General features: G+C 44.4%; 27 protein-coding genes and 1 riboswitch. Of the genes, 14 read left to right on the top strand and 13 right to left on the bottom strand.

Going from position 1 to position 24,048, the window contains the following annotated elements; all coding sequences use genetic code 11:
* Positions 1 to 10: 10 nt before the first annotated feature.
* The gene (locus F551_RS0103135) at positions 11 to 1,777 is read right to left on the bottom strand and encodes a patatin-like phospholipase family protein (RefSeq protein ID WP_018996023.1); all 1,767 of its coding nucleotides are present in this window, start codon (positions 1,775 to 1,777) and stop codon (positions 11 to 13) included.
* Positions 1,778 to 1,890: 113 nt separating this feature from the next.
* Positions 1,891 to 2,289 (bottom strand): hypothetical protein, encoded by a 399-nt coding sequence (locus F551_RS0103140; RefSeq protein ID WP_155825741.1) that lies wholly within the window; start codon positions 2,287 to 2,289, stop codon positions 1,891 to 1,893.
* A 237-nt stretch (positions 2,290 to 2,526) separates the two neighbouring features.
* Between F551_RS0103140 and F551_RS0103145 the strand changes: the two genes are divergently transcribed.
* The 3 genes from F551_RS0103145 to F551_RS0103155 all read left to right on the top strand — a co-directional run bounded on the left by F551_RS0103145 (position 2,527) and on the right by F551_RS0103155 (position 4,710).
* Positions 2,527 to 3,366, top strand: a complete 840-nt coding sequence (locus tag F551_RS0103145; RefSeq protein ID WP_233355195.1) for an enoyl-CoA hydratase-related protein — start codon at positions 2,527 to 2,529, stop codon at positions 3,364 to 3,366.
* A 153-nt stretch (positions 3,367 to 3,519) separates the two neighbouring features.
* Positions 3,520 to 4,212, top strand: a complete 693-nt coding sequence (locus tag F551_RS0103150; RefSeq protein WP_018996026.1) for a hypothetical protein — start codon at positions 3,520 to 3,522, stop codon at positions 4,210 to 4,212.
* A 27-nt stretch (positions 4,213 to 4,239) separates the two neighbouring features.
* On the top strand, positions 4,240 to 4,710 hold the full coding sequence (locus F551_RS0103155; RefSeq protein WP_233355196.1) for a DUF1489 family protein: 471 nt from the start codon (positions 4,240 to 4,242) through the stop codon (positions 4,708 to 4,710).
* A gap of 44 nt (positions 4,711 to 4,754) precedes the next feature.
* Here F551_RS0103155 and F551_RS0103160 read toward each other — a convergent pair whose 3' ends face one another.
* Both F551_RS0103160 and panC read right to left on the bottom strand, forming a co-directional pair.
* Entirely contained in the window at positions 4,755 to 5,066 is a 312-nt protein-coding gene (locus F551_RS0103160; protein WP_018996028.1) for a hypothetical protein, read from the bottom strand.
* 94 nt (positions 5,067 to 5,160) lie between these two features.
* Complete coding sequence (gene panC, locus F551_RS0103165) at positions 5,161 to 6,033, bottom strand: pantoate--beta-alanine ligase (RefSeq protein WP_018996029.1); 873 nt, start codon at positions 6,031 to 6,033, stop codon at positions 5,161 to 5,163.
* A gap of 124 nt (positions 6,034 to 6,157) precedes the next feature.
* Between panC and F551_RS0103170 the strand changes: the two genes are divergently transcribed.
* The 4 genes from F551_RS0103170 (at position 6,158) to F551_RS0103185 (ending at position 10,126) form a co-directional block, all read left to right on the top strand.
* Positions 6,158 to 6,820 (top strand): hypothetical protein, encoded by a 663-nt coding sequence (locus F551_RS0103170; protein ID WP_233355197.1) that lies wholly within the window; start codon positions 6,158 to 6,160, stop codon positions 6,818 to 6,820.
* A gap of 26 nt (positions 6,821 to 6,846) precedes the next feature.
* Positions 6,847 to 7,722, top strand: a complete 876-nt coding sequence (locus F551_RS0103175; protein ID WP_033404374.1) for a division plane positioning ATPase MipZ — start codon at positions 6,847 to 6,849, stop codon at positions 7,720 to 7,722.
* A gap of 127 nt (positions 7,723 to 7,849) precedes the next feature.
* Complete coding sequence (locus F551_RS0103180) at positions 7,850 to 9,541, top strand: hypothetical protein (RefSeq protein WP_026296618.1); 1,692 nt, start codon at positions 7,850 to 7,852, stop codon at positions 9,539 to 9,541.
* A 15-nt stretch (positions 9,542 to 9,556) separates the two neighbouring features.
* The gene (locus F551_RS0103185) at positions 9,557 to 10,126 is read left to right on the top strand and encodes a hypothetical protein (protein WP_018996033.1); all 570 of its coding nucleotides are present in this window, start codon (positions 9,557 to 9,559) and stop codon (positions 10,124 to 10,126) included.
* A gap of 25 nt (positions 10,127 to 10,151) precedes the next feature.
* On the opposite strand, the gene F551_RS0103190 is transcribed toward F551_RS0103185, so the two are convergent.
* Positions 10,152 to 12,113 (bottom strand): ABC-F family ATP-binding cassette domain-containing protein, encoded by a 1,962-nt coding sequence (locus F551_RS0103190; protein WP_018996034.1) that lies wholly within the window; start codon positions 12,111 to 12,113, stop codon positions 10,152 to 10,154.
* A gap of 102 nt (positions 12,114 to 12,215) precedes the next feature.
* A riboswitch (SAM riboswitch) is annotated at positions 12,216 to 12,293 on the top strand.
* A 62-nt stretch (positions 12,294 to 12,355) separates the two neighbouring features.
* Here F551_RS0103190 and F551_RS0103200 point away from each other — a divergent pair.
* Positions 12,356 to 12,649 carry a hypothetical protein gene (locus F551_RS0103200; RefSeq protein WP_018996036.1) on the top strand — a complete coding sequence of 98 codons (294 nt, stop codon included), beginning with the start codon at positions 12,356 to 12,358 and terminating at the stop codon, positions 12,647 to 12,649.
* On the opposite strand, the gene F551_RS0103205 is transcribed toward F551_RS0103200, so the two are convergent.
* Positions 12,646 to 12,852 (bottom strand): hypothetical protein, encoded by a 207-nt coding sequence (locus F551_RS0103205; protein WP_018996037.1) that lies wholly within the window; start codon positions 12,850 to 12,852, stop codon positions 12,646 to 12,648. The genes F551_RS0103200 and F551_RS0103205 overlap by 4 nt on opposite strands.
* 151 nt (positions 12,853 to 13,003) lie before the next feature.
* Between F551_RS0103205 and F551_RS0103210 the strand changes: the two genes are divergently transcribed.
* A complete protein-coding gene (locus tag F551_RS0103210) occupies positions 13,004 to 13,846 on the top strand; it encodes a hypothetical protein (protein ID WP_155825745.1) in 843 nt (280 codons plus the stop codon).
* On the opposite strand, the gene F551_RS0103215 is transcribed toward F551_RS0103210, so the two are convergent.
* The 3 genes from F551_RS0103215 to F551_RS0103225 form a co-directional block, all read right to left on the bottom strand.
* A complete protein-coding gene (locus tag F551_RS0103215; protein ID WP_018996039.1) occupies positions 13,843 to 15,060 on the bottom strand; it encodes a TIGR03862 family flavoprotein in 1,218 nt (405 codons plus the stop codon). The genes F551_RS0103210 and F551_RS0103215 overlap by 4 nt on opposite strands.
* A gap of 117 nt (positions 15,061 to 15,177) precedes the next feature.
* A complete protein-coding gene (locus F551_RS0103220; RefSeq protein WP_018996040.1) occupies positions 15,178 to 15,513 on the bottom strand; it encodes a 5-carboxymethyl-2-hydroxymuconate Delta-isomerase in 336 nt (111 codons plus the stop codon).
* Positions 15,514 to 15,630: 117 nt separating this feature from the next.
* Entirely contained in the window at positions 15,631 to 16,512 is an 882-nt protein-coding gene (locus F551_RS0103225) for a LysR family transcriptional regulator (protein ID WP_026296619.1), read from the bottom strand.
* A 94-nt stretch (positions 16,513 to 16,606) separates the two neighbouring features.
* On the opposite strand from F551_RS0103225, the gene F551_RS0103230 reads away from it, so the two are divergent.
* Positions 16,607 to 16,888, top strand: coding sequence for a DUF1330 domain-containing protein (locus tag F551_RS0103230; RefSeq protein WP_018996042.1), 282 nt, complete (start codon positions 16,607 to 16,609; stop codon positions 16,886 to 16,888).
* A gap of 5 nt (positions 16,889 to 16,893) precedes the next feature.
* Here F551_RS0103230 and F551_RS0103235 read toward each other — a convergent pair whose 3' ends face one another.
* Both F551_RS0103235 and F551_RS0103240 read right to left on the bottom strand, forming a co-directional pair.
* Positions 16,894 to 17,232 (bottom strand): 5-carboxymethyl-2-hydroxymuconate Delta-isomerase, encoded by a 339-nt coding sequence (locus F551_RS0103235; RefSeq protein ID WP_018996043.1) that lies wholly within the window; start codon positions 17,230 to 17,232, stop codon positions 16,894 to 16,896.
* Positions 17,233 to 17,310: 78 nt separating this feature from the next.
* The gene (locus F551_RS0103240; RefSeq protein WP_018996044.1) at positions 17,311 to 18,537 is read right to left on the bottom strand and encodes an NADP-dependent isocitrate dehydrogenase; all 1,227 of its coding nucleotides are present in this window, start codon (positions 18,535 to 18,537) and stop codon (positions 17,311 to 17,313) included.
* Between the two features lie 251 nt (positions 18,538 to 18,788).
* On the opposite strand from F551_RS0103240, the gene F551_RS0103245 reads away from it, so the two are divergent.
* From F551_RS0103245 to F551_RS0103255, 3 genes are all read left to right on the top strand, one after another.
* A complete protein-coding gene (locus F551_RS0103245) occupies positions 18,789 to 19,796 on the top strand; it encodes a GIN domain-containing protein (RefSeq protein ID WP_018996045.1) in 1,008 nt (335 codons plus the stop codon).
* Positions 19,797 to 19,841: 45 nt separating this feature from the next.
* Positions 19,842 to 20,468, top strand: coding sequence for a class I SAM-dependent methyltransferase (locus tag F551_RS0103250; protein ID WP_018996046.1), 627 nt, complete (start codon positions 19,842 to 19,844; stop codon positions 20,466 to 20,468).
* Positions 20,469 to 20,572: 104 nt separating this feature from the next.
* Positions 20,573 to 21,334 carry an RNA methyltransferase gene (locus F551_RS0103255; protein ID WP_018996047.1) on the top strand — a complete coding sequence of 254 codons (762 nt, stop codon included), beginning with the start codon at positions 20,573 to 20,575 and terminating at the stop codon, positions 21,332 to 21,334.
* On the opposite strand, the gene F551_RS17030 is transcribed toward F551_RS0103255, so the two are convergent.
* On the bottom strand, positions 21,331 to 21,729 hold the full coding sequence (locus F551_RS17030; RefSeq protein WP_169334119.1) for a methyltransferase family protein: 399 nt from the start codon (positions 21,727 to 21,729) through the stop codon (positions 21,331 to 21,333). The two genes, F551_RS0103255 and F551_RS17030, sit on opposite strands and share 4 nt — an antisense overlap.
* A 161-nt stretch (positions 21,730 to 21,890) precedes the next feature.
* Here F551_RS17030 and F551_RS0103265 point away from each other — a divergent pair, with 161 nt between their 5' ends.
* Complete coding sequence (locus F551_RS0103265; RefSeq protein ID WP_018996049.1) at positions 21,891 to 23,297, top strand: L-serine ammonia-lyase; 1,407 nt, start codon at positions 21,891 to 21,893, stop codon at positions 23,295 to 23,297.
* Here F551_RS0103265 and F551_RS0103270 read toward each other — a convergent pair.
* Positions 23,266 to 24,015 (bottom strand): helix-turn-helix transcriptional regulator, encoded by a 750-nt coding sequence (locus F551_RS0103270; RefSeq protein WP_018996050.1) that lies wholly within the window; start codon positions 24,013 to 24,015, stop codon positions 23,266 to 23,268. The two genes, F551_RS0103265 and F551_RS0103270, sit on opposite strands and share 32 nt — an antisense overlap.
* Positions 24,016 to 24,048 lie beyond the last annotated feature (33 nt).

Raw genomic sequence — 24,048 nt, forward strand, 5'->3', positions numbered from 1 at the left:
GCTTTAAGCATTACACGGATAAAGTACGCGCTAGCGGGCCTGTGAGCTGAGCTAGCGCTTTTTTTGTAGAAATATAACCGCGCTCTACAACTTCATCGTAAGCCTTCCAATCGCGAAGCTCTATATCTTCAATATCTGGCGTGATCAGCATATCGGTGTGTTGTGTTGCATCAAGTGGGTTGAGGCTCACCGTGGCAGCACGCATCAATAAGGCTGCTATAGGCGGGGGAGTTGAAAATCCGTTTTTAAATGTCCAATGAAAGAAGCCGAGAGGATTTACAAAATCATCCGGGTTTAGTCCGCGGTCTGCTTGGGTCACATCGACGCCGATGATTTTGCCTCGATGGAGATCTTTCATTACATCAGCGGGGAAATTGTTTAAAACGCCCCCATCAACCAGAATATCTTCATTTTCGACAATAGGGGGTAGAATACCTGGTAAGGCAATTGAGGCACGCAGTGCACGTGCAAGCTCTCCTTCATTATGAATTCGAATACTTCCGTGTGTTAGATTTGTAGAAATGGCAAAGAAAGGAATTTCAAGTGCTTCTATGTTTAAGTCGCCAAAATTTTCTGCCAATCTGTTGTCTACGCGATGCCCCTTAACTAGACCGACGACCGGTAGGTTGTAATCAGATAATGGGTTTGACGAAACAAAAGCTTTCCTTATGCGACGATCAATTTCATCATCACTCCATCTAGCAGCAACGCAGGCACCAACAACCGCACCCATAGAAGTTCCGCCGATGAAATCTATTGGGCAGTTAGCTTCTCTAAGTGCGCGAACAGCACCGATAGTTGCGTAAGCTCTCGCACCTCCACCTGAGAGAACGACTCCTACGGAACGTCCAGCCATAACGCGAGCCAGCCGTTTGCAGTCGTCATCATTTAAGCCATCCCAATGAAAAATCCGAGATGCTTTGGCGGCGTCTCTCCATTTTGAAGGTTCTGCTCCAGTTCGAGAATTTCCATGGTGAAGTAAAATAACATCCACGAGTTTGAATTGCCGCGTTGGACTTTTATCTTCCGGCATAAGGGGTGAAGATGGGTGTGCATCAGCTCTGGCAAGCACCCAAATTCTATCGGCATAGCGAAGGCTCATTCTAAACCAATTGCTATCACCTATGGCTGTCTTAAAAATTACAATGTCATGGCGTGCTTCTAAATCATCGAAGTAGCGAGAATCTTTGTCTGCATCACTTTCGTCAACGATTTTGACCTTGAGAGATAGTTTTTCCAACTCATTGGCGAGAGTTTGAGCTCTTAAATCAATGTCAATTGTTGGTGAAGTTGCCATTAGAGCAAATACACGTGGTTCTGCGCGGCGCGGTTGTTTCCTGCGCGATTTTCTTAGCCTTAGAAGTAGAATACGGGTTAAACGTTCTAATAATCCTGGGTCGGATTTGATGAGCTTCATGAAGCCCTGGCGTCTTAGTTGGATTAACTCAGAATCTCGAAGCGTGTAGACATCATTTTGGTGATTTTCGCCTGCAACAAGAGCAATCTCTCCGGCTGGTTCGCCCGTTCTTATGTGTCCAAGGAATTCTGATCTTCCATCGCTTTTGCGTTGAAAGGCACCCAATGAACCTGACAGGACGAAATATATTGAATCGGCGGGGGCACCAGCAGCAAACAATTGTTGACCGCCGGGAATAGAGAAATGAGAAATGTCGTCTTCAAGTAGTTTGAGCGTTGCTTTGGGAACGTCCTGCAGGAAAGGAATGCCATCAAGAACGGATGGAGTGAGTTTTTTTTCTCTACTCGGTAAAAGGCCCATAATGTACGCTCATCTTGCTCAGGAAATTGTCCATACCTAGAACAAGTTTAATCGACAATCCCAAATAATTTGCGACTAAGAAAACATAAAACGTAATTTATTGTAGATTTGTTCTATTGGGGACTTAAGCCTGTGCGTGTGCAGTGGCCATATTTGCTTAAAAATGGGTGACCGTATTTCAGTCCAATCTCGCGAGATAGTTTCAATGCCGTTGGGGCTTTTCCATTTAGTAGGGTTGAGGAAAATTTGAGTCTCGTGAAATACCGTTTTAACTCTGATTGTTGCTTGGGGGTAAGAGAACCTTCAGAGAGAGCAGCTTGTGTGATGCATTGGCAGCCACCAGAATCTACAATGTTGTTGCTTATCATGGCTTCCTGGCAAGACAATTGTAATTCTTGCTTTCCAAGGTTGGGAGTGGATTCATTGAGGGCGGAATAGCCCTTTTCCATGAGCACATATAGGATAAATAATCCAAGTAAAACTGCGGCAAATGACATGATTATAAGCGACATGCGTCGTAATCGCGCGGGATCGCGCGATTGAGTTTCTTGCTTAAAATCTACCGATAGTTTCCTCATTGTCTCGAATACTGTGAATACTGAAGTTTGTTATCGTTATTATTAGATAACGATAGTATTTAAATTAGCTAAACGCGGATTGTTAATTTAAATTGTTTGATAGTTAATGGATGAGGGTTTTGTCGCAGGTCGCGTACTAGAAATTATCTCTACGAAATGTAGGGTAGGACGATGAGTTCACTTCATCAGTCAAAGGGGCAGGCAATGTCGAATTATCAGCACATTGAGTTAGATGTTTCTCGAATGGGGGTGGCGGTCATTTTGTTGAACCGACCAGACATGCACAATGCATTTAATGCGCAGGTTGTCGAAGAACTGAGTGATGCTATAGATCTTGTTTCAAAAACTTCTGAAGTCCGATTGGTGATTTTCAGAGGAGCCGGTGATGTTTTCTCTGTTGGTGGAGACAAAGAGTGGACCAAGGCCGCTATCGATTACACTGAAAAAGAAAATGAAGAAGATGCGTATGCAATGGCCAGCATGCTTCGCAAACTTTATGAAATGCCACAATTAACTCTGGCTTTGGTTCATGGAGATGCTCGCGGTGGAGGCATCGGCCTTATTGCTGCGTGTGATATAGCAATTGCCCTCAAAACAGTGGGCTTCAGTTTTACAGATGTTGCACGCGGTATTTTGCCAGCCACGTTAGCCCCTTTTGTGGTTGAAGCTATTGGGCCGCGTTGGGCAAAGGCATTGTTTCTGACGAGCGAAACGTTTGATGGAAATTACGCCGAAAAACTTGGTCTAGTCCAATATTCTGTTGATGATGAAACACAGATGGAAGAATTAGCAGAGTATATGGCTAGCTTAACATTCAAAGCAGGACCTACAGCGCTGGCAAACACAAAGCAATTGGTCTCTGCGGTGGTTGGAGAACCAATCGATTCATCATTGATGCACATGGTTGCAAAGCAAAGCGCGAAGCAACGGGTATCTGCTGAAGGTGTAGAAGGGTTAACTGCGTCTGTTGAAGAGAGGGCCCCGCATTGGGTAAAATCAATCAAAAAATAGCATGTCGCAAAATCGTGCAGTGAATTGCATTTTTTCGACGTAATTGCATGTCACTTGAATTGCTAAGGCTAAAGCCTCTTTGGAAAATTTCCATTTCCTTAGGGGCTTTTTTCTATCTTATTGGCAGTTGTTGAATGCGTTGAAGGGCAACAAATGGCTTTGATTAGTGCTATTTTATTTTATGCGGGAGCTCAGTTAACGCCGCTGGAGACATTGAACATTGCTCTTTTTGATGCTGAGCCAATGCCGTCTATGCGTGCAGCTTTTCGAGCTTCTGTTAAAAGTGAGGGAGCCATACGTGAATTGGAGTTTGATCCACTGAAGCCTCCAAATCAGCGTTTCCGTATTGTAAGACGTCTAGGGGATGACCGGGAATTAGATGCGATTGTAGGTGATTGGGCGAAAGAAGCTCAGCCTGATGTGCGTTTATTTGCTGATGATTTGCGTTCAAGCCTAGGGCGAGGGCATATCGAACAAACTTCTAATGGCTGGAGCGTTCAGTTTGAACATAAGCTATCAAATAATGATGGTCCTATAGATGCTATTGTGTCTCAAAAAATGCTCGGCGGGCTGCACTTGGATGCAGGCACCGGATTGATCTCAAAGCTTGAGTATTCGATCAATAAACCCTTCAAAACGCCAGAAGGCGCTTGGGTAGATCATTATCGCCAAGTTTACAATTTTGGACGTTCTGAGCAATGGGGAGTCACCTTTGTCACGGGGTATGATCTTTATGCTCGTGGTGGCCGCTTTGGTGTGAAAGGTGAACGGGCTTTTTCTGTTCGAGTAACGGATGTTGCTTTTTCGCTTGCCAGTGATGCAAGTCAGCAGTTGGAAAACAAGTAAAACAGCGATTTTTAGATAATAGGGCTGGTGAATTCCAAGAGTCAGCTTATCTATAAGCGTATGCCACTTCACATGATCAAATTAGCTGCCGGTGCTGAATCTATTGAGAGTTTCACCAATTGGCAGAAGCAAGTTATCGAACAGAGATCGTCGGCAGGCTTGTCCGCCAATCCAGTGCATGAAACGCGGATGATGCCAAAGCGCGCGAAAGAAATTTTGAATGGTGGCTCTATGTATTGGGTCATCAAACACAAGATTTGTTTGCGCCAACGCATCATAGAAATTGAGCGTGTGGAGATTGAAGGCGCACCCAAATTTTGCCTCATCCATTTTGATCCAGAGCTTGTGCCTGTTCAAGTGAAGCGCAAGCGCCCATTCCAAGGATGGCGCTATTACAAAGCATCAGATGTACCGCCAGATATTGATGCCTCTGCACCTGCACCGATTAATACGCCTCTGCATCTGGAGCTGGCTCTCAAAGAAGCGATGGTTTGGTAGGAGTATTGCAGTACTCCGCTGGGGCAATTTTTCGCCAAAAGCGGTCATTCACTTTCTGATAGTGGAATAATATTTTTGGTTCGAATATTCTTTGTGGAGAGTATCTTCCAAGCAATTCCATGAGATATCAATAAAATAAATAGCTCTTCAAATGGTTCTGGATTTCCTTGAGAAACCAGTGTTGCTGCTATAAAATAAGAGAAAGCTAAGGGATATATTGAAGATACATCTGTTCGAAATTTAGAAGACAAAAATCCAGTTAAAATCACGGCATAAACAGTAAAAGCAAAGAGCATAAACGCTATAAATAATATCGCGATGGCTTGAATTTCTATTCCTAATTCCCACAATGACATCTTAGAATTCCCATAATAAAATTCATTTTATGGAGAATGCAAAATTTTGATAGCAATGTCCACTTTGGGCCAAAACCGGCATTCGATATTAGACTTATCTCTTCAGAGGTAAATTATCGATAAGGCGGGTCTTGCCCATCCATGCGGCAGTTAAGATACGAGCGCTTACGCCTTGTTTGAGCGTGTCTGTGCCTAGTTCTTCAAGTGTTTCCGCATCTCTCACGGCGACATAGTTGATTGGGCCAAGGCCGGCTTTAGCGATATCTTTTTCAGCTTGTTTGATTGCTTTGGAAATAGATTTGCCAGCTTCAATTGCTGTTGCTGCATCTCTGAGAGCTTTAGCAAAATTTCCCGCTTTTTTGCGTTCATCGGGTGATAGATATTGATTGCGAGAAGACATGGCTAATCCGTCAGTTTCACGGATGGTTTCAGCTCCGATGACTTCAATTGGCATGCCTAAGTCTTTTGTCATGCGCTTGATGATTTGAAGCTGTTGATAGTCTTTTTCTCCAAACACAGCGACATCTGGTGCTACATGGATGAAGAGGCGTGATACAATATTTGTAACCCCACCGAAGAAATGCGGGCGGTGTTCACCTTCTAATATGCTTGATAGTTCTTCGACATACACTTTTGTCGCGTTGCCTTCTGGGTAGAGATCATTTGCAACAGGGCAATAAGCTGCGGCACACCCAACAGAAACGAGTTTTTCAAGATCATCATCAAGCGTGCGAGGGTAACTATCGAAATCCTCATCGGGAGCAAATTGTGTAGGATTGACGAAGATAGAAGCAATAACGCTGTCACTGTGATCTTTTGCCTTCTGCACAAGGGACAAATGGCCATCATGCAAAGCGCCCATAGTTGGGACAAATCCAATGCGCTTCCCGTCGCGAATTTGTTGTAAGTGCCAGTCACGTAGGGCTTGTGGTGTCTTAAGGACAGCTATTTTCTTTTCTATCGTCATAGGGCGAAGCGTTAATTTCTTTTACTAAAATTAGCAAGAAGTGATCTTAAAATGCTCGTCTTTGCCGCAGTTTCTCAATGATGTGTTAACCACGATGAATGAAAATGAAAGCATGAAAATAGATATGCTACATATTCTTCGTGTTTCGGTTTTCTCTGTTGGTGCCATAGCGATATCAGCTTGCACTCGCATGTCCGGAGCTGGTGAAACCTCATTTTACGATGAGGGGTTGAGGCAAGATCCTCCCGAGGGTGTAGTGAATTCGGCTGACCTTCGCAGGTATCAACCTGTTGATGAACTCGCCATGGTTGATGATATCGAATCTAAAGTTCAGGCACTGAATGTGGAATTAAAAACACTTCGCAGTGCATTGGAAATTATGCAGCCGATAGATGAGCCAATCTTGATGTATGATGAGGCTGTGGCTGCGGCACCAGAACAAATCGCTGTGGATAATCATGCCAGCGATAGCACGCCTTCTATTGAAGTGCCTGCTGTCGGGAGAAAGTATGATCAAGCTCCCGAATTGGATAGTGGGCATTCACTGTTCCGTTATGCCGAACTTGGATTGTATCCAACTGAAGGCGCAGCGTCTGCTGATTGGAAACGCCTTGAAGGTGAATTGGACTTGGAAGAATTAACTCCGTACTATGACGAAGTTGGTGGTGGTGTGCGTTTATCCACAGGTCCTTTCGCAAATGCCGAAGACCTTACCGAAATGTGTGTTGATCTAAGCCGCGTAGCTGGGGCATGTGAACCTTCCAAAGCTGGAAGAATGCTTCAATAAAATTACCGATTGTGGAGTAAATGGTTATGACAACTGAGTTGGCTGAACAGGCTGGCGCTGGCAAATCAGCTGGCAATCGCCTGGCGCACGTGATTGTCATAGGAAATGAAAAAGGTGGTGCGGGTAAATCAACTGTCGCCATGCACCTTTCCGTTGCTCTTATGCGTATGAATAAAAAGGTCGGGTTTCTCGATCTTGATGTGCGTCAGCGCTCTATTTCAAGATACCTTGAAAACCGTATCCGCTGGAATCAAACATCGGGCGGAAGTTTACCTGTCCCGGAAACGGTTCGAATTGATGCGAGTCAAGCACGTGACCTTGATGCGGCTGAGCTGGAAGAAGCAGAGCGCTTTGAAGATAGTGTGAAGCGTCTTTCGCAGACATGTGATTTCATAATTGTCGATAGCCCGGGAGGTGACACCTTCCTATCACGTATGGCGCATTCTTCAGCCGATACGTTGATTACTCCGCTCAATGATAGTTTCGTCGATTTCGACCTTCTTGGTGATGTTGATCCACAGACGTTGGAAGTTGTTCGTCCAAGTTTCTATGCAGAGCAAGTGTGGGATTGTCGTAAACGCAAAGCTAAAACGAGCCGTAAACCGATTGATTGGGTTGTTATGCGTAACCGTATGTCACCACTTGATGCGCGAAATAAACAGCGTGTTGGTGAGGCATTGGATAATCTAGCGCGTCGCATCGGTTTTCGTATTGCGCCGGGATTGTCTGAGCGTGTGATTTACCGTGAATTATTTCCAATGGGACTAACGCTTCTGGATTTAACTGAGGCTGGATCAAACGTGGCCTTCACAATGAGCCACGTAGCGGCGCGTCAGGAGATTCGTGATCTTCTAATTGTACTTAAGCTTCCTGGGATGGAAGGTGAGGAAATCTCTTTTTAAGCTGCATAGCAAAGCCGTTGTTGGACTTTAAAGTGGTCTGATCTGAGCTTATCGTGAAGTTTGGAGTTGCTTTTGGTATTCTCGGATCTAGAGTTAACTTAATTCTTTGATGGTTGAGGAGCTTCCAATGTTCGGAAGAAAATGCCGCTACTCTTTAATTTCGGTCCTTTCTGGATTGTTGATTGTCTCATGTAGCGGAGGAGGTGGAAGCACTCCGACACCTACTCCTACTCCTACTCCTACTCCAACACCCACTCCTACGCCTTCTCCCACTCCGACACCAACGCCGACGCCCACACCCACGCCTTCGCAGGTGACTATCAGTGGTAAAATTACCTATGATCACGTGCCACACAATACGGTTACAAGCGGACTGGATTATAATTCGATTGAGGAGCGTCCTGCTAAGGGGGTGGTTGTTGAATTATTAGATTCGTCTTCAAGTGTGCTCGAAACAACAATTTCAGATGCATCTGGAGATTATTCCTTTGATGTCGCTTCGGGAACAGATGTGCGCGTCAGAGCAAAAGCGCAATTGCTTCAATCAGATGTTTCATCTTGGGATGTAAAAGTTACCGACAACGTAAACTCTAATGCACTCTACTCAATAGCTGGGAGCCTCGTATCTTCGGGAACCGCGAATTCAACTCGGAATTTAAAAGCAGATTCAGGATGGGGTGGTTCATCATATACCGGAACGCGTGCAGCAGCTCCGTTTGCTATTTTGGATCCAATTTATGACGCTGTAAAAAAGTTTGAAACCGTTGATTCAGATATAAACTTTCCAGCCGTAGAATTTCGATGGAGTGTCTCAAATACGAGTGCAAGTGGTGATTTAACTGCTGGTGAGATAGGAACGTCGTTTTACAGCAATGGAAACATCTACATTCTCGGAGACGAAAATGTGGATACTGATGAGTATGATAAGCATGTCATAGTTCATGAATGGGGCCACTATTTTGAAGATAAAATGTCGCGAAGCGATAGTATCGGTGGTTCGCATTCAGGTTCAGACAGGCTGGACCCTCGTGTCGCCCTTGGTGAAGGGTGGGGAAATGCGCTGAGCGGGATTATTTTGGACGACTCGTTTTACCGAGATAGTAGTGGCTCAACTCAATCTCAGGGGTTCTCGATAAATGTTGAGAGCAATTCAACATCAAATGAAGGGTGGTTTAATGAGAGTTCAGTACAGTCCATAATTTATGATATTTATGACTCAAATTCTGATGGGCCAGATTCAATTTCATTAGGGTTGGGGCCAATTTATGAAATTATGACGTCAACAGCCTATAAAACTGATCGTTCATTGACCACAATATTTAGTTTTGTAGATGCTTTGAAAACGCATTCTCCAAGTGAAGCATCAGGAATTGATGCGTTGTTGTCTGCGCAAACAATCAATGGAACTGGTAATAAAGGTGATGGTGAAACCAATGATGGTTCGATCCCAATATCATTGCCAGTCTATAAATCTGTTACACCCGGCGGAAGCGCTGTGCAGGTATGTTCTTATGATGATGCTGGGACAATAAACAAGCTTGGAAACATTGCTTATGTTGAAGTCGTCATTCCAGCTGCAGGAAGCCGTACCATAACAATGACGCGAACCTCCGGTACAGCTGGCAGTGATCCTGATTTTACGGTGTATGGAGCAGGGCAATTAGTTGTATCGGCGACGTCAGCAGATGCAGATTCAGAGACATCAACAGATAATTATGATGCCGGTATATACATAATTGAAGCTGCTGATCACAGAAACCGGGATGGTAGTGGAACAAATGATGGCGATAGTTGTTTCGACTTGACTGTCTCAAATTAATTAGGAGTTGTGACCATGACTTTTTCAAAGACGATTTTGTTTGTTGGGGTGAGTGCTTGGGCTTTGTCTGCGTGTGCCGTTGATCACAGCGAAGTGTCTGGGGCGCATGAAGAACATAAGCATGCTTCTAAAGATCATAAACACTCTGCGGATTATAAGAAACCTGGAGCAGCTGTGCAGTTTAAAACTGATTTCGATGGAAAAGCTGAAGTTGGCGTAACGCAACGTTTTCAGCTGAGTATTGAAGATGGTTATGACTCTGGTGACATGAATGTGAAGCTGGTTGTACCTGAGGGAGTTTCTTTGTTTAGTAACTCTGAAGCAAGCTTTTCTATGTCAGAAGAAGGCCCTCACATTATTGATGTAGAATTGCAAGCGTTCACCGAGGGGCGTCACTATCTAAATGTGCTGGTCACTGCTCGTGCTGAAGAAAATCAAGCAATTCCAGCGAGCCATACCATTGGCATTTATGTCGGTGATGCTGCGCAATCTAAATCCTACAAAGATCCGCAAAAACAAATTCCAACATCAAGTGATGGTGTCATTGAGATGGAAGCTGTTGAAACAATTGAAACTGAAAAATAGTTTTGCAGTGTCGTAAAGAGACGGCCTACGAAGCTTCAGTGATTGCAGCTTCGTAAGCATCTAAGGCATCCAACCAATTGACCTCAGATTGTTCGGCTAACGCTTCTTGGGTTGCTCGATCCTTCATTAAATCTACTAGACGATCGGAACTAAGTGCGGGACCAGCGAGCTCTTGATCGATCTCTGCTATCTTTTTATTCGCTTTCTCCAGCGCCTTTTCCGCTTGCTCGGCTTTGCGCTTGAGGGGCGCGGCCTTTTTGCGAGCTTCCGAAGCCTTACGTTTTTGAGCGTCGCGTTCGGCTTTGGAAAGAGAAGGCTTAGAAGTTGCTTCATCTTTAGTGAGCTCCGGTTCGGAGTTTTTTTGAGTAGGCTCTTTTGCCGATTTTTTGGAGTTGTGTGCAGCAGGAGCGCGGTCAGCCTGCATGACAAGTCTTCGATAGTCTTCAATGTCACCGTCGTATGGAGCTGCGTGTCCGTCCTTTACAAGCCACAAACTGTCGGCGGTGGCTTCGGCTAAATACACATCGTGCGTAATGAGTAGCACCGCGCCAGGATAATCATTAAGTCCGTAGATGAGTGCTTCACGGCTATCAATATCAAGGTGAGAAGTTGGCTCATCCAAAATAAGTATGTGTGGAGCTTCCATTGCAGTAAGCCCCAAAAGAAGGCGAACTTTTTCTCCACCTGATAACTTTTCAACTTTGGTTTCCACTTTTTCATGTGGAAAGCCCATCGCCGCGGCAACAGCGCGTTGTCGAGCTACCGCTGTGTCTTTAGGTAATGCGTGGCGAATATGCTCAAGGACGGTTTCTCCGGCGTGGAGCTCGTCCATTTGATCTTGCGAAAAATATCCGATTGTAATGGCTTTTGCGCCTATAACTTCACCTGCCATGAGGGGAAGTAGCTTTGCTATGGATTTAACAAGAGTGGTTTTTCCTTGACCATTTGTACCCACGATGGCGATGCGATCGTCTGGATCCATGCGAAGTGAGACATCGGATAGGATTTTTGCACCTTCTCCATAGCCTAGATCTGCGTCACGCAACTCAAGTAATGGTGGAGATAGTTGATCTTTGGGGCCTGGAAAATTTATGGGAGCGCAACGTTCTTCAATTGGGATAGTAACGTTTTGCATTTTTTCCAGCATTTTAACCCGCGATTGGGCCTGGCGAGCTTTGGATGCCTTGGCCTTGAAGCGATCAACAAAGGATTGCAAGTGCGCACGTTCTTTATCTTGCTTCGTTTTTTGAGCTTGAAGTTGCTCAACTTGTTCTGCTCGCTTTTTCATCCAAGCATCATACCCACCGACACATAAAGACAATTTTTGGTGTTCTAAAGCGAGTGTGTGCGTCACGCAGCGATTGAGTAAGTCGCGGTCGTGGGAAACTATGAGAACGGTATTAGGATATTTGCGAATATACCCTTCCAGCCACGCAGCACCTTCGAGATCCAGATAGTTGGTTGGCTCATCGAGTAGTAAAAGATCTGGTTGAGAGAATAATACGCCCGCGATAGCTGCACGCATTCTCCAACCACCCGAAAACTCTTTGGTCGCACGAGATAAGTCGTCATTGGTGAAGCCAAGCCCCATCAAAACTTCAGCAGCACGTGCTTCAGCTGTCCATGCATCGATATCCGCGAGGCGCATGTGGATCTCACCGATGCGATCTGGATCTTCAGCTGTTTCAGACTCTATCATCAGCGCATGACGTTCTTCATCACATTCAAGAACCACATCTAGAATGGTTTGATCGCTTGCGGCAACTTCCTGCGCTACCCAGCCTAAGCGTGCGCCTTGGTTTAGGAGGATCGGGCTATCTGCGGATGGTTTAGCAATCTCTTCCCGGATAATGCGTAAAAGAGTGGATTTACCCGTGCCGTTTCGGCCAACAAGGCCAACTTTCCAGCCTGTTGCGATTTGAGCATTTGCATTTTCAAAAAGCGGGCGGCCTTGAATAGCGAAGGAGAGATCATTTATCTGTAGCATGAGAGCGGTGTAGCGTGGCTTGTGGAGAAGGCAAGATATTTATTGCTTCTCTTGGTTATCGTTTTTTTCTTGCGAACATGCTTTTAATAATATAGCGAAGAATTCTAATTGAGCGCCGATTTGAATCCCAGCTTGCGGGCGCATTATAAATTCAGCTAAAGAGGCAGAAGGGGTGATACCCCATTTGTACCCGCAAGCATGTATTTAATTTTGGTGCCCGTTGTGAATGGAGCGCATGCTAAATGGGACAAGATTTGAAATCAGACCTTATTTCCTTACCAGGGTTTAAAACACAAACTCAGCTAGAAATCATGATAGCGCAATGGTCTGCTGTGATGATGTTATTAAGCTGGATTGAAGCTCACAAAGGCGTCGTTGTTTCGATGAGCTCCAAAACTAATGGTAAAGGAAAAATGTTGATTTCTATGCGTGCCGAAGAGCTGGACAGCGCGCAATTGCGTAATTTTCTCAACGGCCAAAATGTGTTCGAGACAATTAGCATGGAACACATTTTAACTCGCGAGAAAACTAGCTAAAAGCCTATATTCGGAATAAAGGGATTGAGCGCTTCAGCTTCATGGATCGCTTCAGTCTCATCTTCCGACAACGGTTCAATTGGGTTTAGGTTTGTTGCGACAATTGTCGTTTTGAGCGGTTTAGGTTTGGCTAGCTGGCGAAGTGGGCCTGTAAATAGCCTGTATCTGAGGATTGACCGCTCAACGAGTGCATCTTTATGCATGGCGTACCTCCGTAATTTACTATGATAATTAGTATAGCACAAAAGTGCCGGAATTGGGCTGATATTGTGTCCGAAAATGCAAGATAAGGGTGTGACAAGCTCATCAGAACGCACTAGCCTACAAAAGATATATCAAATGCGGGAGGTAACAGTGGATAGACGGTCGGTGTTAAAGCTAGTGGGCGGTGCAGCTGTGGGAGGTGGGATGTCTTCTTTGGTAAACTGCGCGTCCGCTCCAACATATTTTGCAGATGATAAAGTTGATCTGGACAACCTGGAAACGCTTCACAAATTTCATAGAAAGCTGGCCTTCACGGAAGATGATAGGCTAGTTTATTGGAATATTGATGCATTGAGAATGGGATATAAGGATGGCGTTTTAACGCCATTTTGGAACATGCATGCGGGGTTGACGTATAAGGTCGAAAACATTTCAGCTTTTCGTTACCGCGTGAAGCACATTTTCAGTATATTTTACTCCGATCTTGAAACAGGCGAGCTGCTTGAAGAGTTTAAAAATCCATACACAGGGGAGATACGAAAAGCTTTTCAGCCTGGAGTCATAAAATCTGAACGCATATTTGGCCTTAATGGGCACGAATATGAGCCTCGTTCAAATCTGACGAGGGACGAAAGCTTGGGCCCAGCAAAAATTATTGGTGATGACATCTGGTTAAATGCAGATTCAATTTACACTGTAAACCCTCCTAATAGGCTCAATCGTGTTATGAGGGTCAATGATTGGTCAACATTCCACGGATCGGTGAGAGATTTGTTAGATCCTGCTGTGAGAAGCGCGCCGGCCACGCACACCTTCAATGACATCAATACATTCAATAGTGATTGGGCCGGAATGAAGGGAATTCGAGCTTGGTCTATTTCGCGTGGATTTGGACGAAAAAGCTTCTCTGTTGATGGGATGCCGGAAGAGTGGAAACGGTTTGCTGAGATGCGTCACCCAGAATTATTGGCTGATAGTCCAGAATTTAGCTAAGTTTGGGGTTCCATCCAATCGACAACTCCACGGGCAGCTGCTTTTCCTGATGCTAGGCAGGCGGTGATTAAGTAACCGCCTGTTGGAGCGTCCCAATCGATCATTTCACCTGCGCAGAACGTGCCGTCTTTGCCTTTTAGCATGAGATGATCATTTAGCTCGTTCCATGGCACGCCACCGGTTGTTGATATGGCTTCGTCGAGTGGTGCGGTGCCAGAAATGGTCAAGGGAAGAGATTTGATCCTCATTGCCAATTTAGACATGTCTTGAAGGATGGCTTTGTCAATTCCTTCATATAGAAGCGCCAATTTGGCTCCTGAGAGTTTGGTCGTTTTACGTAAATGATTGGAGAGTGATTGTTTGCCGCGGGGACGTTGAAGTTTAGTTAGAAGTTGAACTTCAGATGTGTTGGGAAGTAGGTCGACGGTTAGAGACGCGGTATCATAATTTTTAAGCTGTTGTTTGATCTTTGGTGTGAGAGGGTAGATGACACCGCTTTCAACTCCGTTTCGAGTAATGACAAACTCTCCAGGAATTAAATCTTGACCAATTCCAGCTCTGATCGATTTGATTGGGGCACCTTCAAAATCATTTTTTATTCGGTCAGACCAATTAATGTGAAAGCCACTATTTGAAGGCTCGAACGGTGTTGTTGTTATGCCTTTTAAGTTTAGTTGGTTAGTCCAATTTCCGTTTGAACCTAAGCGTTTCCAACTAGCTCCACCCAGCGCGAGGATCGTTGCATCTGCTGACGTTGTGAATTGACCATCGGAAGTTTTGAAAACTAACTGATCTTTATCGTCCCAACCTTGCCAGTTGTGTTTTGTATAAAGTGTAACGCCAGAACTGCCCAAGCGTTTTAGCCAAGCTCTTAAAAGAGGAGACGCCTTCATCATTTTCGGAAAAACGCGTCCTGTTGTGCCGGTGAAGGTTTCTATACCAAGTTCGGACATCCACTGCGTAACTGCTTCGGCATCGAAATTGGAGACGATTGATTTTAGGAGCTCATTGTTTCCATACCGAGATAGGAATAGTTCTTTTTCTTCCGAATGAGTGATATTGAGGCCGCTTTTTCCCGCCATCAAGAATTTGCGACCAACGCTTGGCATTGAATCGTACAAATCAATTTTTACATTATGCGCGACAAGTGTCTCAGCTGCCATCAATCCTGCAGGGCCAGCACCGATGATTGCTACACGAGGAGGTTGGGGCATTCTGAAAATACTCTAGTTAGATAAACTGAGTATCAGCTTTGCCACTCTCAAAAAGTTTAAGCAACGAAAAAGGCAGATTAAGATGACCTGCCTTATAGGTTGTCATTGCAATAAATGCTATAAAAGCTTGATGGAATAACCAGGGCTAAGATCATAGACATCTGCGCTTATCGCAACATTTGTCAAACCCAGAGCACATAGTTCATCGACTATGGACGTTGAAAGGTGTTTCTTTTGGTCATCTGTGCGGCCTGCCAGAAAACGTATTGTGACGTGGATCACATCGCGATCATCACGAAGAATTTGATGTTCTACGGGGGTGGCGCGTGTTTTCACTTTTGAGCCGTCAAACAGTTCGCTTTTGATCGCACCATTGTGTGCGGCCTCAACTATTTTTTTTGCGTCGATTTTGTCTGATAATCGTTTGGAGTATTCAACGATGCAATCTGGCATTTGTTTATCCGTTGTATTGGTATATGCATTTTGTATACCAATTGTGTAGTTCTTCTGCTGGATAAATCAAGATAATTGTTGATCCAGCGAACTCAAATGGCAATTGCGTTCCTCGAATTATGAGCCTGTGAAAATCGTTTTCATTTGTTTCATGTGTTTCAAAACGATTTTCTTAAAAGCAGTGACCTTAGCAGACGGCCATATATCGGGATGAGCAACCAGCCAGACATCTGAATAAGGTTGAGGAGTTAAGTGTGGCAACCTTTTTAGTTCAGGCGTTTGGCTTCCTAAAAACAAAGGCATTCGTGCTGCGCCCAAACCTACCTTAGCAGCGCCGTGAATTGCGATCATATCGTCCATTGTATAGCTGATTTTTGCATTCGGAAATGTCTTTGCAAAACCCGCTGGAAGCGATGAGTAAGCTTTGTAAGTGATGACATGAAATGGGTATGTTGCATCCTTTTCAAGCTTTTCAACGAGTTCTTTGGAAGCAAACCATGTGTTTTTCTGTTCCGATATACGAAGTCCTTTTAAGGATTCGCCTGGTTTTTTGGACGGGCGAACAGCAACGTCTGCTTCGCGGCGTGTGAGATCGACAAAATCATTTGTTGCGCGAATATATAGGTCAATATCAGGATAGGCGGATTTGAATTCTTGCAGCACTGGAAGCAAGAAGTAGTTAATCACAAGCTGAGGGGAGGTTATTGTAAAAGGGCCAGATAGCTTTTTGTCCTTTAGTTGCAATTGACGAAACAAACTATCTTCTGCTTGTCGCATAGTCTCCGCTTGAGTAGCGACAAGGTGTGCATATTCAGTTGGTTGATAGCCATCTGCGAGCCGTTCAAATAACCGTTCTCCCAAATGTTCTTCTAGTCTTGCTATGCGGCGGGCTACTGTGGTGTAGGTGACATTTAGTTCGGCAGCAGCTTTCGCCAGCGTTCCATGTTTGATGAGAGCCAGTGTGGTTTTAAAATCATCCCAATTTGTTTCAGAATTCATATGTGCATTTTTGCATGTTAAATGTGCAAAGTCACTCATTTTTGTGTGTGGAGCTTGAAAGTAGATTGTTTGCATAGATTTTGAGGAGGATTAGATGATCTATGCGACTGTAAAACTCACAATCAAAGATGCAGATATGTTTTCTGCGTATGCGGAACGCGCTGGTGAGGCTTTAAAGAAATATGGAGGTGCGCCCGTTGCGCAATCAAGATCGCCAATGGTGATTGAAGGAAGTGCAGAGGCACCAACTCGCGCGGTTGTTTTAACATTCCCAGACAAAGAGAGTGCGTTGGGATGGATTAATGATCCAGAATTTGCGGAAGTTCATGCGTTGCGTGCAGGTTCCGGGCAATCTGAAATTATCTTACTTGCCTAGAATATTTAGCAAATAGCTTTTGTATAGGATTGAGACAATTCTTGCACATCTACTGTGAACGTAACTTGCTTGAGAGCCAGTTTTTGCAATCCAGAAATGATTGTTTCGGCAAGCTGTTTCTTTTGCTTATCGGTCCTGCCGGGAAGAATTGATGCAGTGATGTGAATGAAATGTGGGTTGCCATCATGTGCGGTGTGGTAATTGTAGGCAATTGCACGTGTTTTGACTGTTTCTGGACTAAATAATCCAGAAGCGATGGTGTGCTCTTGAACGTTCTCAACTAGCTGGTTGGGATCTAACTTGTTTTCTAATGAGGCAGAGTATTCAATCGTACAATTTGGCATATCTAGTTTCGTAATAGTTGAAAAAAACGGCAACCTATTAAGGCTGCCGTTTTCTTTTTACATCAGTATAGCTAGGGCTTAGAAGCCAGCTTTAGACATTGCTTCTTGGAAGTTTGTTGCAACTTTGTCGATAAAGCCTTCAGTTGTCAGCCATGATTGGTCTGCGCCAACTAGAAGTGCCAAGTCTTTTGTCATGTGACCTGATTCAACAGTTGAAATAACTGTGTCTTCAAGAAGTTGAGCAAAATCCATAACTTTCTGGTTGCCGTCCATGCGGCCACGGTGACCTAGACCACGTGTCCATGCAAAGATTGAAGCGATTGAGTTTGTAGAAGTTGCTTCACCGCGTTGGTGTGCACGGTAGTGACGTGTCACTGTACCGTGAGCTGCTTCAGCTTCAACAGTTTTCCCATCTGGAGTCATAAGAACAGAAGTCATAAGACCTAGTGAACCGTAACCTTGTGCAACTGTATCTGACTGCACGTCACCATCATAGTTTTTACAAGCCCAAACATATCCACCAGACCACTTCATAGCTGCAGCAACCATGTCATCGATCAAGCGGTGCTCGTATGTTCCGCCAAATTCTGCGAATTTGTCAGCAAACTCGTTGTCGAATACTTCTTGGAAGATGTCTTTAAAACGACCATCATACTTTTTCATGATTGTGTTTTTAGTAGACAAGTAAACAGGCCATTTGCGTTGTAGGCCGTAATTCATTGAAGCGCGTGCAAAGTCACGGATAGAATCGTCAAGGTTGTACATACCCATGGCGATACCAGCTTCTGGGAAGTCGTAGATTTCTTTTTCGATTGTTTCGCCGCCTTCTGAAGCTTCCCACTTCATTGTCAGCTTACCTTTACCAGGTACCAGGAAATCTGTTGCGCGGTATTGGTCACCAAATGCATGACGACCGATAACAACAGGTTTCGTCCAACCTGGAACAAGGCGAGGAACATTTTGGATTACGATTGGTTCACGGAAAACAACACCACCAAGAATGTTACGGATAGTTCCGTTTGGTGAACGCCACATTTGTTTAAGACCAAATTCTTCAACACGGCCTTCATCTGGAGTGATCGTCGCACATTTAACAGCAACACCGTATTTCTTTGTTGCTTCAGCAGCATCAACAGTGATCTGGTCGTCTGTTTCGTCACGTTTTTCAACAGATAGGTCGAAGTATTTAAGATCAACATCAAGGTATGGAAGGATAAGACGATCTTTGATCATCGCCCAGATGATGCGTGTCATCTCATCACCATCCATTTCGACGATTGGGTTATCTACCTTAATCACGGCCATGTTAATATCCTTCTGTAGTTTATCCGTGTGAAAGGAATGGGTTTCCCTTCACGAGCTGTAATTTGCGACTTGCTATAGCAGAGGGAGCACACCCGTCAAAGGAGAAGTGCCAAACTTGTGCAAAAGTGCGACCTTTAGCGGTGGATTTTTACGGTTTTCGGGTGTGGAGATATCGAAGTGGTGTTGACATTTATCGAAAAACGATAAATGTTGAGTGCGTCAGTTCACAACTCGTCTTTGGAGAATGCCTCATGTCTCGCAAAATTGCACCTCTTTTTTTATCAGTTGCCAGTCTCGCCTTAGTTGCAGCATGCTCCGCCGATGCAGAGCCACCTGTAAGGTCCTCTTCTGTTGATGAGGAAATTAAGTCTTCTGGTTTAGTCGAAGTAAAAGATTTCACGGGTCTGGTAATTGTAAAAACCGGCCCAGGCATGAAATTCGATGCCAAACTAACTGATGGTGAGTTGGTGAAATCTGGTAAGATCGATAAACCAACAATTGATTTGAAATCCAACTACATCTTGGTTTCAGGCGATGAAGACTTGAAGATCAAGCAATGTAAATCGAACAATGGAAAATATCAGCTGAAGCTTAAAGGTGATAAACTTCGTTCATTAGATGCTTTCCCTCGTCTAGAAATTACGATGCCTTCAGATGCCAATATAGATCTAAACCTTGATTCAGGGTTAGCTAAAGTTGGGGATGTTCATTCCACCGCAGTCACAATAAATGGATGTGGAGATGTACATTTACAAAACGTCTCGGGACACTTTATGACAACAATAAATGGAAGTGGTGATGTTGAGGCCAAAGATGTCGGTAATTTTTCAGCTGAAATCCGAGGGTCTGGAGATGTAATTGTTGGTGACGTTTCTGGAAAAGCTGTTTCGGATGTAAAAGGTTCCGGTGATATTGAGATGGGCCATGTAGATGGCGAATTCTATGCTTCGATCAAAGGATCTGGAGACATTCTCTCCAAAAGCGCTCATTCAAAAGCCATCATTGAAATAAAAGGTTCCGGTGATGTTGAGATTGGCCAAGGCAGTTTTAGCCTGGCCGATGTAAACATAGCTGGTTCTGGAGACGTGTTAATTGATGCGACCGTAACAGATCTAAATGTGAATATCCGAGGATCAGGAGATGTCGAAGTGGATTCATTGTCCGGTGACATCACAGGTAGTTTGCGTGGTTCAGGTGATTTGGTCGTTGATGGCGAAAGAGTGATCTACAAGGATGGTAGCTGGTATTTCAGACACTAGTAAATTTCATTTCAAACTTCCTCCCCATTTGAAAGATCCTCTGTGATGAGTACATCGCCTAAATTTTGGAATAAGGCTGCCGCAGGTTATGCCAAACGACCAATCGATAACATTGAATCCTATGAGCACACCTTATCGAGAACTAGATCATATCTTAATTCGGGGCAGCGGGTTCTGGAGATTGGGTGCGGTACCGGTTCAACAGCTTTATTGCTAGCGCATGAAGTAGAACACTTTACTGCCGCCGATTATTCCAGTGAGATGATCAACATCGGAATTGAAAAAGCTCAAAACCAAGGTGTAACAAACTTGGAGTTTTTGAATGCGGATGTGTTTGATGATCGCCTTGTAACTGGAGGTTATGATGTTGTCATGGCGCATAACCTATTACACCTTTTGGAAAATATTCCACAAACAATTGCTCGTGTGAGTGAGCTTCTAAAACCGGAAGGTGTTTTCATCAGTAAAACGCCATGCATCGCAGATCGAATGGCATATATGATGCCATTGATCGCAGTGATGCGATGGATTGGAAAAGCTCCTTACGTGGATTCTCTAAAATCAGCTCACTTGGAGAGCATGATAGAGGATGAGAATTTCGAAATTGTTGAGGCGAGTTCTTTTTCCCAAAAAGCCATTAGCCGCTATATAGTTGCTAAGAAGAAGCACTAACGATCAAAACTGTTACATGGATTGAATGCTATTCAAGAAGCTTGGAGTAGCAGAAACCAATTAAGTCTTGACGAGGGCAGCCAGAAAATGGTTGCCCTTTTTGTATGAGTGAAATGAATTTGCAAAACCATCCCGCAATAATTCTTGTTTGTCCCCAAATGGGAGAAAACATAGGTGCCGCCGCGCGCGTCATGGCCAATTTTGGTCTCAAGGATCTTCGTGTCATCAATCCTCGTGATGGGTGGCCGAATGAGAAAGCTAGAACAATGAGTGCTGGAGCCTTTGATTGGGGCGTAAATGCTCAAGTGTTTGAGACATTAGAGGCGGGGCTGTCAGATTTATCATATGTGCTAGCAACAACTGCGAGACCCCGTGGAATGGAAAAGCCGGTTTTCAATGCTGAAGAGGGCATTGGTGCACTTAAATCTCGTTCTGATGTAAAAGTGGGGGTAATGTTTGGGGCAGAAAAAGCCGGGCTTTTGAATGAAGATGTAGCCTTAGCAGATGGTATTTTGACTTATCCTGTCGATCGTAGTTTTTCGTCATTAAATCTGGCTCAGGCTGTTGGGGTGTTTGCGCATGCGTGGGCAGCTTCGACGATTGAAGGAGAAGCAAGAGAAGAGTTTGCTGGTGTTGGTGAGGTCGCTGACCGCGATCAGCTTGTTCGCATGTTCGAACATTTTGAAGATGAGTTGGATCGAGCTGGATTTTTCTTTCCTGAAGAAAAACGTACAGTCATGACGCAGAATTTGAGAAACGCCTTTGTCCGAGCGGAATGGACTCAGCAAGAAGTACAAACTTTTCGAGGCGCTATTAAAGCATTGGCTTTAGGTCGGGGAAAAGCGCGGATTGAACGCAAAGGCTAAATCCAGCGTCGAACACGAGATTTGTATTTTTGAAATTCACTACCAAATATGCGTTCAGCATCACGTTCTTCGTGCGGAATGTACCAGTTGTTGGCCAGGATGAAAAACACAATTACGCATGCAAAACAACTCGCTTGATTAAAATAAAACACTGCCCCTAGAAGAGCGATTAGAAATCCCAAATATATGGGATTGCGTGTAATTCTGTAGATCCCGATTGTGATTAGATTATTGGGTTCTTTAAAGGCTTCGATGTTGGTTTGGTGGTGTCTGAATTGAAAAGCTGAAATCAACATAATAAACAGGCTGAACACTGAAAGTGCGACCCAAATAATCGTGCTTACCTGCATTGAAACAAGTGGTTGAGACGGAATCAATTGTTTTAGGAATTTCATTGCCAGAATACACATAACAAAGTGCAGAGGTGGTAATTTCAATATGTGAAGCATTGTCGACCCAGTGCGAATTTGTAAAATAATATTTGGTGTCTCACCTTAGGTGAGCGTATAAAAATTTTATAAAAAGACAAAATATAAAAAATCGGGACACAACAATAATGCTAAGCGTTTTTGATATTTTTAAAATTGGAATTGGGCCATCTTCTTCTCACACTGTGGGGCCGATGCGTATCACTAGTCGCATCATGCAAGAAGTTCAAGAGCTTGGTTTAATGGATGCAGTGTCTCGCTGTATTGTTGAGCTTCAGGGGTCATTGGCGTTGACCGGTGTGGGGCACGGTTCAGATAAGGCGGCAATATTGGGGCTGATGGGGGCTGAACCTGATACCGTCGATCCGGATTGGGCTGAAGAGGCATTTGCTGAAGTTAAAAAGACTGACCGTCTAACTTTACCGAATGGAAAAAGCATTAAATTCATCCCAAAGCGAGATGTTGATATGCGCGGTGATATTGTCCCGTTATTGCATCCAAATGGAATGAAAGTGACGATTTTGAATGCAATGGGTGAATATATACTAACTCGGACATTTTATTCGGTTGGCGGTGGCTTTATCGCCAGCGAGGCGCAATTAAATTCTCCCGCCAAAGACGATTTGATCCTAGGCTCATCGACAGGTGAATATTCTTTTCATTCCGGTGCGGAATTGGTCGAGAAGTGCAATGCTCTTGGTAAATCCATAGCTGAATTGCTTTTGGCAAATGAAGATCAAAAACGTCCACGCGAAGAAACAGATCAGAGATTATTCAAAATCTGGGAAGCGATGAGTGGCTGTATTGATCGAGGCTTATCTCAAGAAGGGATTTTACCGGGTGGTTTGAAGGTGCAAAGACGCGCTGCCAAATTACATCGTAATTTGGTTGAAAATCCGGGATCAAACGAAAGGGAGCTTTTGTTTGACTGGTTAAATGTATTTGCCATGGCGGTGAACGAAGAAAATGCCGCTGGTGGTCGTGTTGTGACATCACCGACCAATGGTGCTGCAGGGATTATACCGGCAGTCATCAAGCTTTATTGCTGTGAAGAGGGATGGGAAGAAAAAGACTGTTATTCCTCAGGGCGTATTGGGCGGTTTTTGCTTACTGCCGCAGCTATAGGTATTTTATATAAGCAGCGCGCTTCTATTTCTGGAGCTGAAATGGGATGCCAGGGCGAAGTGGGCGTAGCGTGTTCTATGGCTGCAGCAGGGCTGGCAGCTGTTTGGGAAGCTACTCCCGATCAAGTGTGTGAGGCTGCTGAAATAGGCATGGAGCACAACCTAGGTTTAACTTGCGACCCTGTTGGTGGGCTCGTGCAAATTCCATGTATTGAACGAAACGCGATGGGGGCTGTGAAAGCTGCAAATGCAGCGCGAATTGCTCTTCGGGCAACTGATGCTCCCAAAGTTTCGCTTGATCAAGTTATTGAAACTATGCGTCAAACTGGTCTGGATATGTCGTCAAAATACAAGGAAACTAGTTTGGGTGGCTTAGCGGTTACTGTTCCAGTGAATGTGATTGAATGTTGATTGTGGGGCGAACTATGCTTTTCTCGCATTCTTCCCATCTTCTGCGTTGCTGCTCTTTCCAACGTTTACGTAAAACCGGAACACGTTCGGGAAATTTGTCATTAGACAAAGTAAGCGAGTCGACACGGTCTGTGCGGAAAGTTCTAAAGTCTTCCCTTACTTCACACCAAGCACATATGAAGCGGGCGGTTTCTGAATAAGAAACAAGAAATGGCCAGATTACACGGTCAACGGTTTCGTCTTTCTCATTTGTGTATCTCATAATCAGTTTCCGACGTTCACGTATTGCTTGCCGAATGATAGAAACATCGCATGAGTCTTCTTTCAGATTCACAAATTGAACTGGCTCTACACCACTTTCGAATATAAGCGGTTTGAGTTTTTCCGGCATTACCGAGCTAATTTTGGCGAGAAGGTCTTCAGCTCCTCGTTTAAGGTCCGGGTCCGATCGCATTGCCACCCAACGTGCGCCAAGAACAGCTGCTTCCAATTCGTCTGCCGTTAGCATTAGCGGTGGCATGTCATATTCACCAGATAAGACATAGCCTATGCCTGCTTCGCCTTCGATTGGAACTTTCTGAGCCTGAAGTTCCACAATATCCCTGTAAACGGTGCGTAGAGATATGTTCAATTCTTCAGCAATATCTCGACCTTTTACGGGGTGTCGATGACGTCTCAATATTTGAATGATTTGAAGTAATCGTTCGGTGCGGCGCATTTGACGACCTAAGTGATATGCTGCTGACAAGTT

Source organism: Hirschia maritima DSM 19733 (genome assembly GCF_000378345.1).
GTDB classification, from domain to species: Bacteria; Pseudomonadota; Alphaproteobacteria; order Caulobacterales; family Hyphomonadaceae; genus Hirschia; species Hirschia maritima.

Coding starts and splice junctions, on each gene's coding strand:
- F551_RS0103135 (WP_018996023.1), bottom strand. CDS start 1,777: ATGGGCCTTTTACCGAGTAGAGAAAAAAAACTCACTCCATCCGTTCTT.
- F551_RS0103140 (WP_155825741.1), bottom strand. CDS start 2,289: ATGTCGCTTATAATCATGTCATTTGCCGCAGTTTTACTTGGATTATTT.
- F551_RS0103145 (WP_233355195.1), top strand. CDS start 2,527: ATGAGTTCACTTCATCAGTCAAAGGGGCAGGCAATGTCGAATTATCAG.
- F551_RS0103150 (WP_018996026.1), top strand. CDS start 3,520: ATGGCTTTGATTAGTGCTATTTTATTTTATGCGGGAGCTCAGTTAACG.
- F551_RS0103160 (WP_018996028.1), bottom strand. CDS start 5,066: ATGTCATTGTGGGAATTAGGAATAGAAATTCAAGCCATCGCGATATTA.
- panC (WP_018996029.1), bottom strand. CDS start 6,033: ATGACGATAGAAAAGAAAATAGCTGTCCTTAAGACACCACAAGCCCTA.
- F551_RS0103170 (WP_233355197.1), top strand. CDS start 6,158: ATGCTACATATTCTTCGTGTTTCGGTTTTCTCTGTTGGTGCCATAGCG.
- F551_RS0103175 (WP_033404374.1), top strand. CDS start 6,847: ATGACAACTGAGTTGGCTGAACAGGCTGGCGCTGGCAAATCAGCTGGC.
- F551_RS0103180 (WP_026296618.1), top strand. CDS start 7,850: ATGTTCGGAAGAAAATGCCGCTACTCTTTAATTTCGGTCCTTTCTGGA.
- F551_RS0103185 (WP_018996033.1), top strand. CDS start 9,557: ATGACTTTTTCAAAGACGATTTTGTTTGTTGGGGTGAGTGCTTGGGCT.
- F551_RS0103190 (WP_018996034.1), bottom strand. CDS start 12,113: ATGCTACAGATAAATGATCTCTCCTTCGCTATTCAAGGCCGCCCGCTT.
- F551_RS0103200 (WP_018996036.1), top strand. CDS start 12,356: ATGGGACAAGATTTGAAATCAGACCTTATTTCCTTACCAGGGTTTAAA.
- F551_RS0103205 (WP_018996037.1), bottom strand. CDS start 12,852: ATGCATAAAGATGCACTCGTTGAGCGGTCAATCCTCAGATACAGGCTA.
- F551_RS0103215 (WP_018996039.1), bottom strand. CDS start 15,060: ATGCCCCAACCTCCTCGTGTAGCAATCATCGGTGCTGGCCCTGCAGGA.
- F551_RS0103220 (WP_018996040.1), bottom strand. CDS start 15,513: ATGCCAGATTGCATCGTTGAATACTCCAAACGATTATCAGACAAAATC.
- F551_RS0103225 (WP_026296619.1), bottom strand. CDS start 16,512: ATGAATTCTGAAACAAATTGGGATGATTTTAAAACCACACTGGCTCTC.
- F551_RS0103230 (WP_018996042.1), top strand. CDS start 16,607: ATGATCTATGCGACTGTAAAACTCACAATCAAAGATGCAGATATGTTT.
- F551_RS0103235 (WP_018996043.1), bottom strand. CDS start 17,232: ATGCCAAATTGTACGATTGAATACTCTGCCTCATTAGAAAACAAGTTA.
- F551_RS0103240 (WP_018996044.1), bottom strand. CDS start 18,537: ATGGCCGTGATTAAGGTAGATAACCCAATCGTCGAAATGGATGGTGAT.
- F551_RS0103245 (WP_018996045.1), top strand. CDS start 18,789: ATGTCTCGCAAAATTGCACCTCTTTTTTTATCAGTTGCCAGTCTCGCC.
- F551_RS0103250 (WP_018996046.1), top strand. CDS start 19,842: ATGAGTACATCGCCTAAATTTTGGAATAAGGCTGCCGCAGGTTATGCC.
- F551_RS0103255 (WP_018996047.1), top strand. CDS start 20,573: ATGAGTGAAATGAATTTGCAAAACCATCCCGCAATAATTCTTGTTTGT.
- F551_RS17030 (WP_169334119.1), bottom strand. CDS start 21,729: ATGAAATTCCTAAAACAATTGATTCCGTCTCAACCACTTGTTTCAATG.
- F551_RS0103265 (WP_018996049.1), top strand. CDS start 21,891: ATGCTAAGCGTTTTTGATATTTTTAAAATTGGAATTGGGCCATCTTCT.
- F551_RS0103270 (WP_018996050.1), bottom strand. CDS start 24,015: ATGCGCCGCACCGAACGATTACTTCAAATCATTCAAATATTGAGACGT.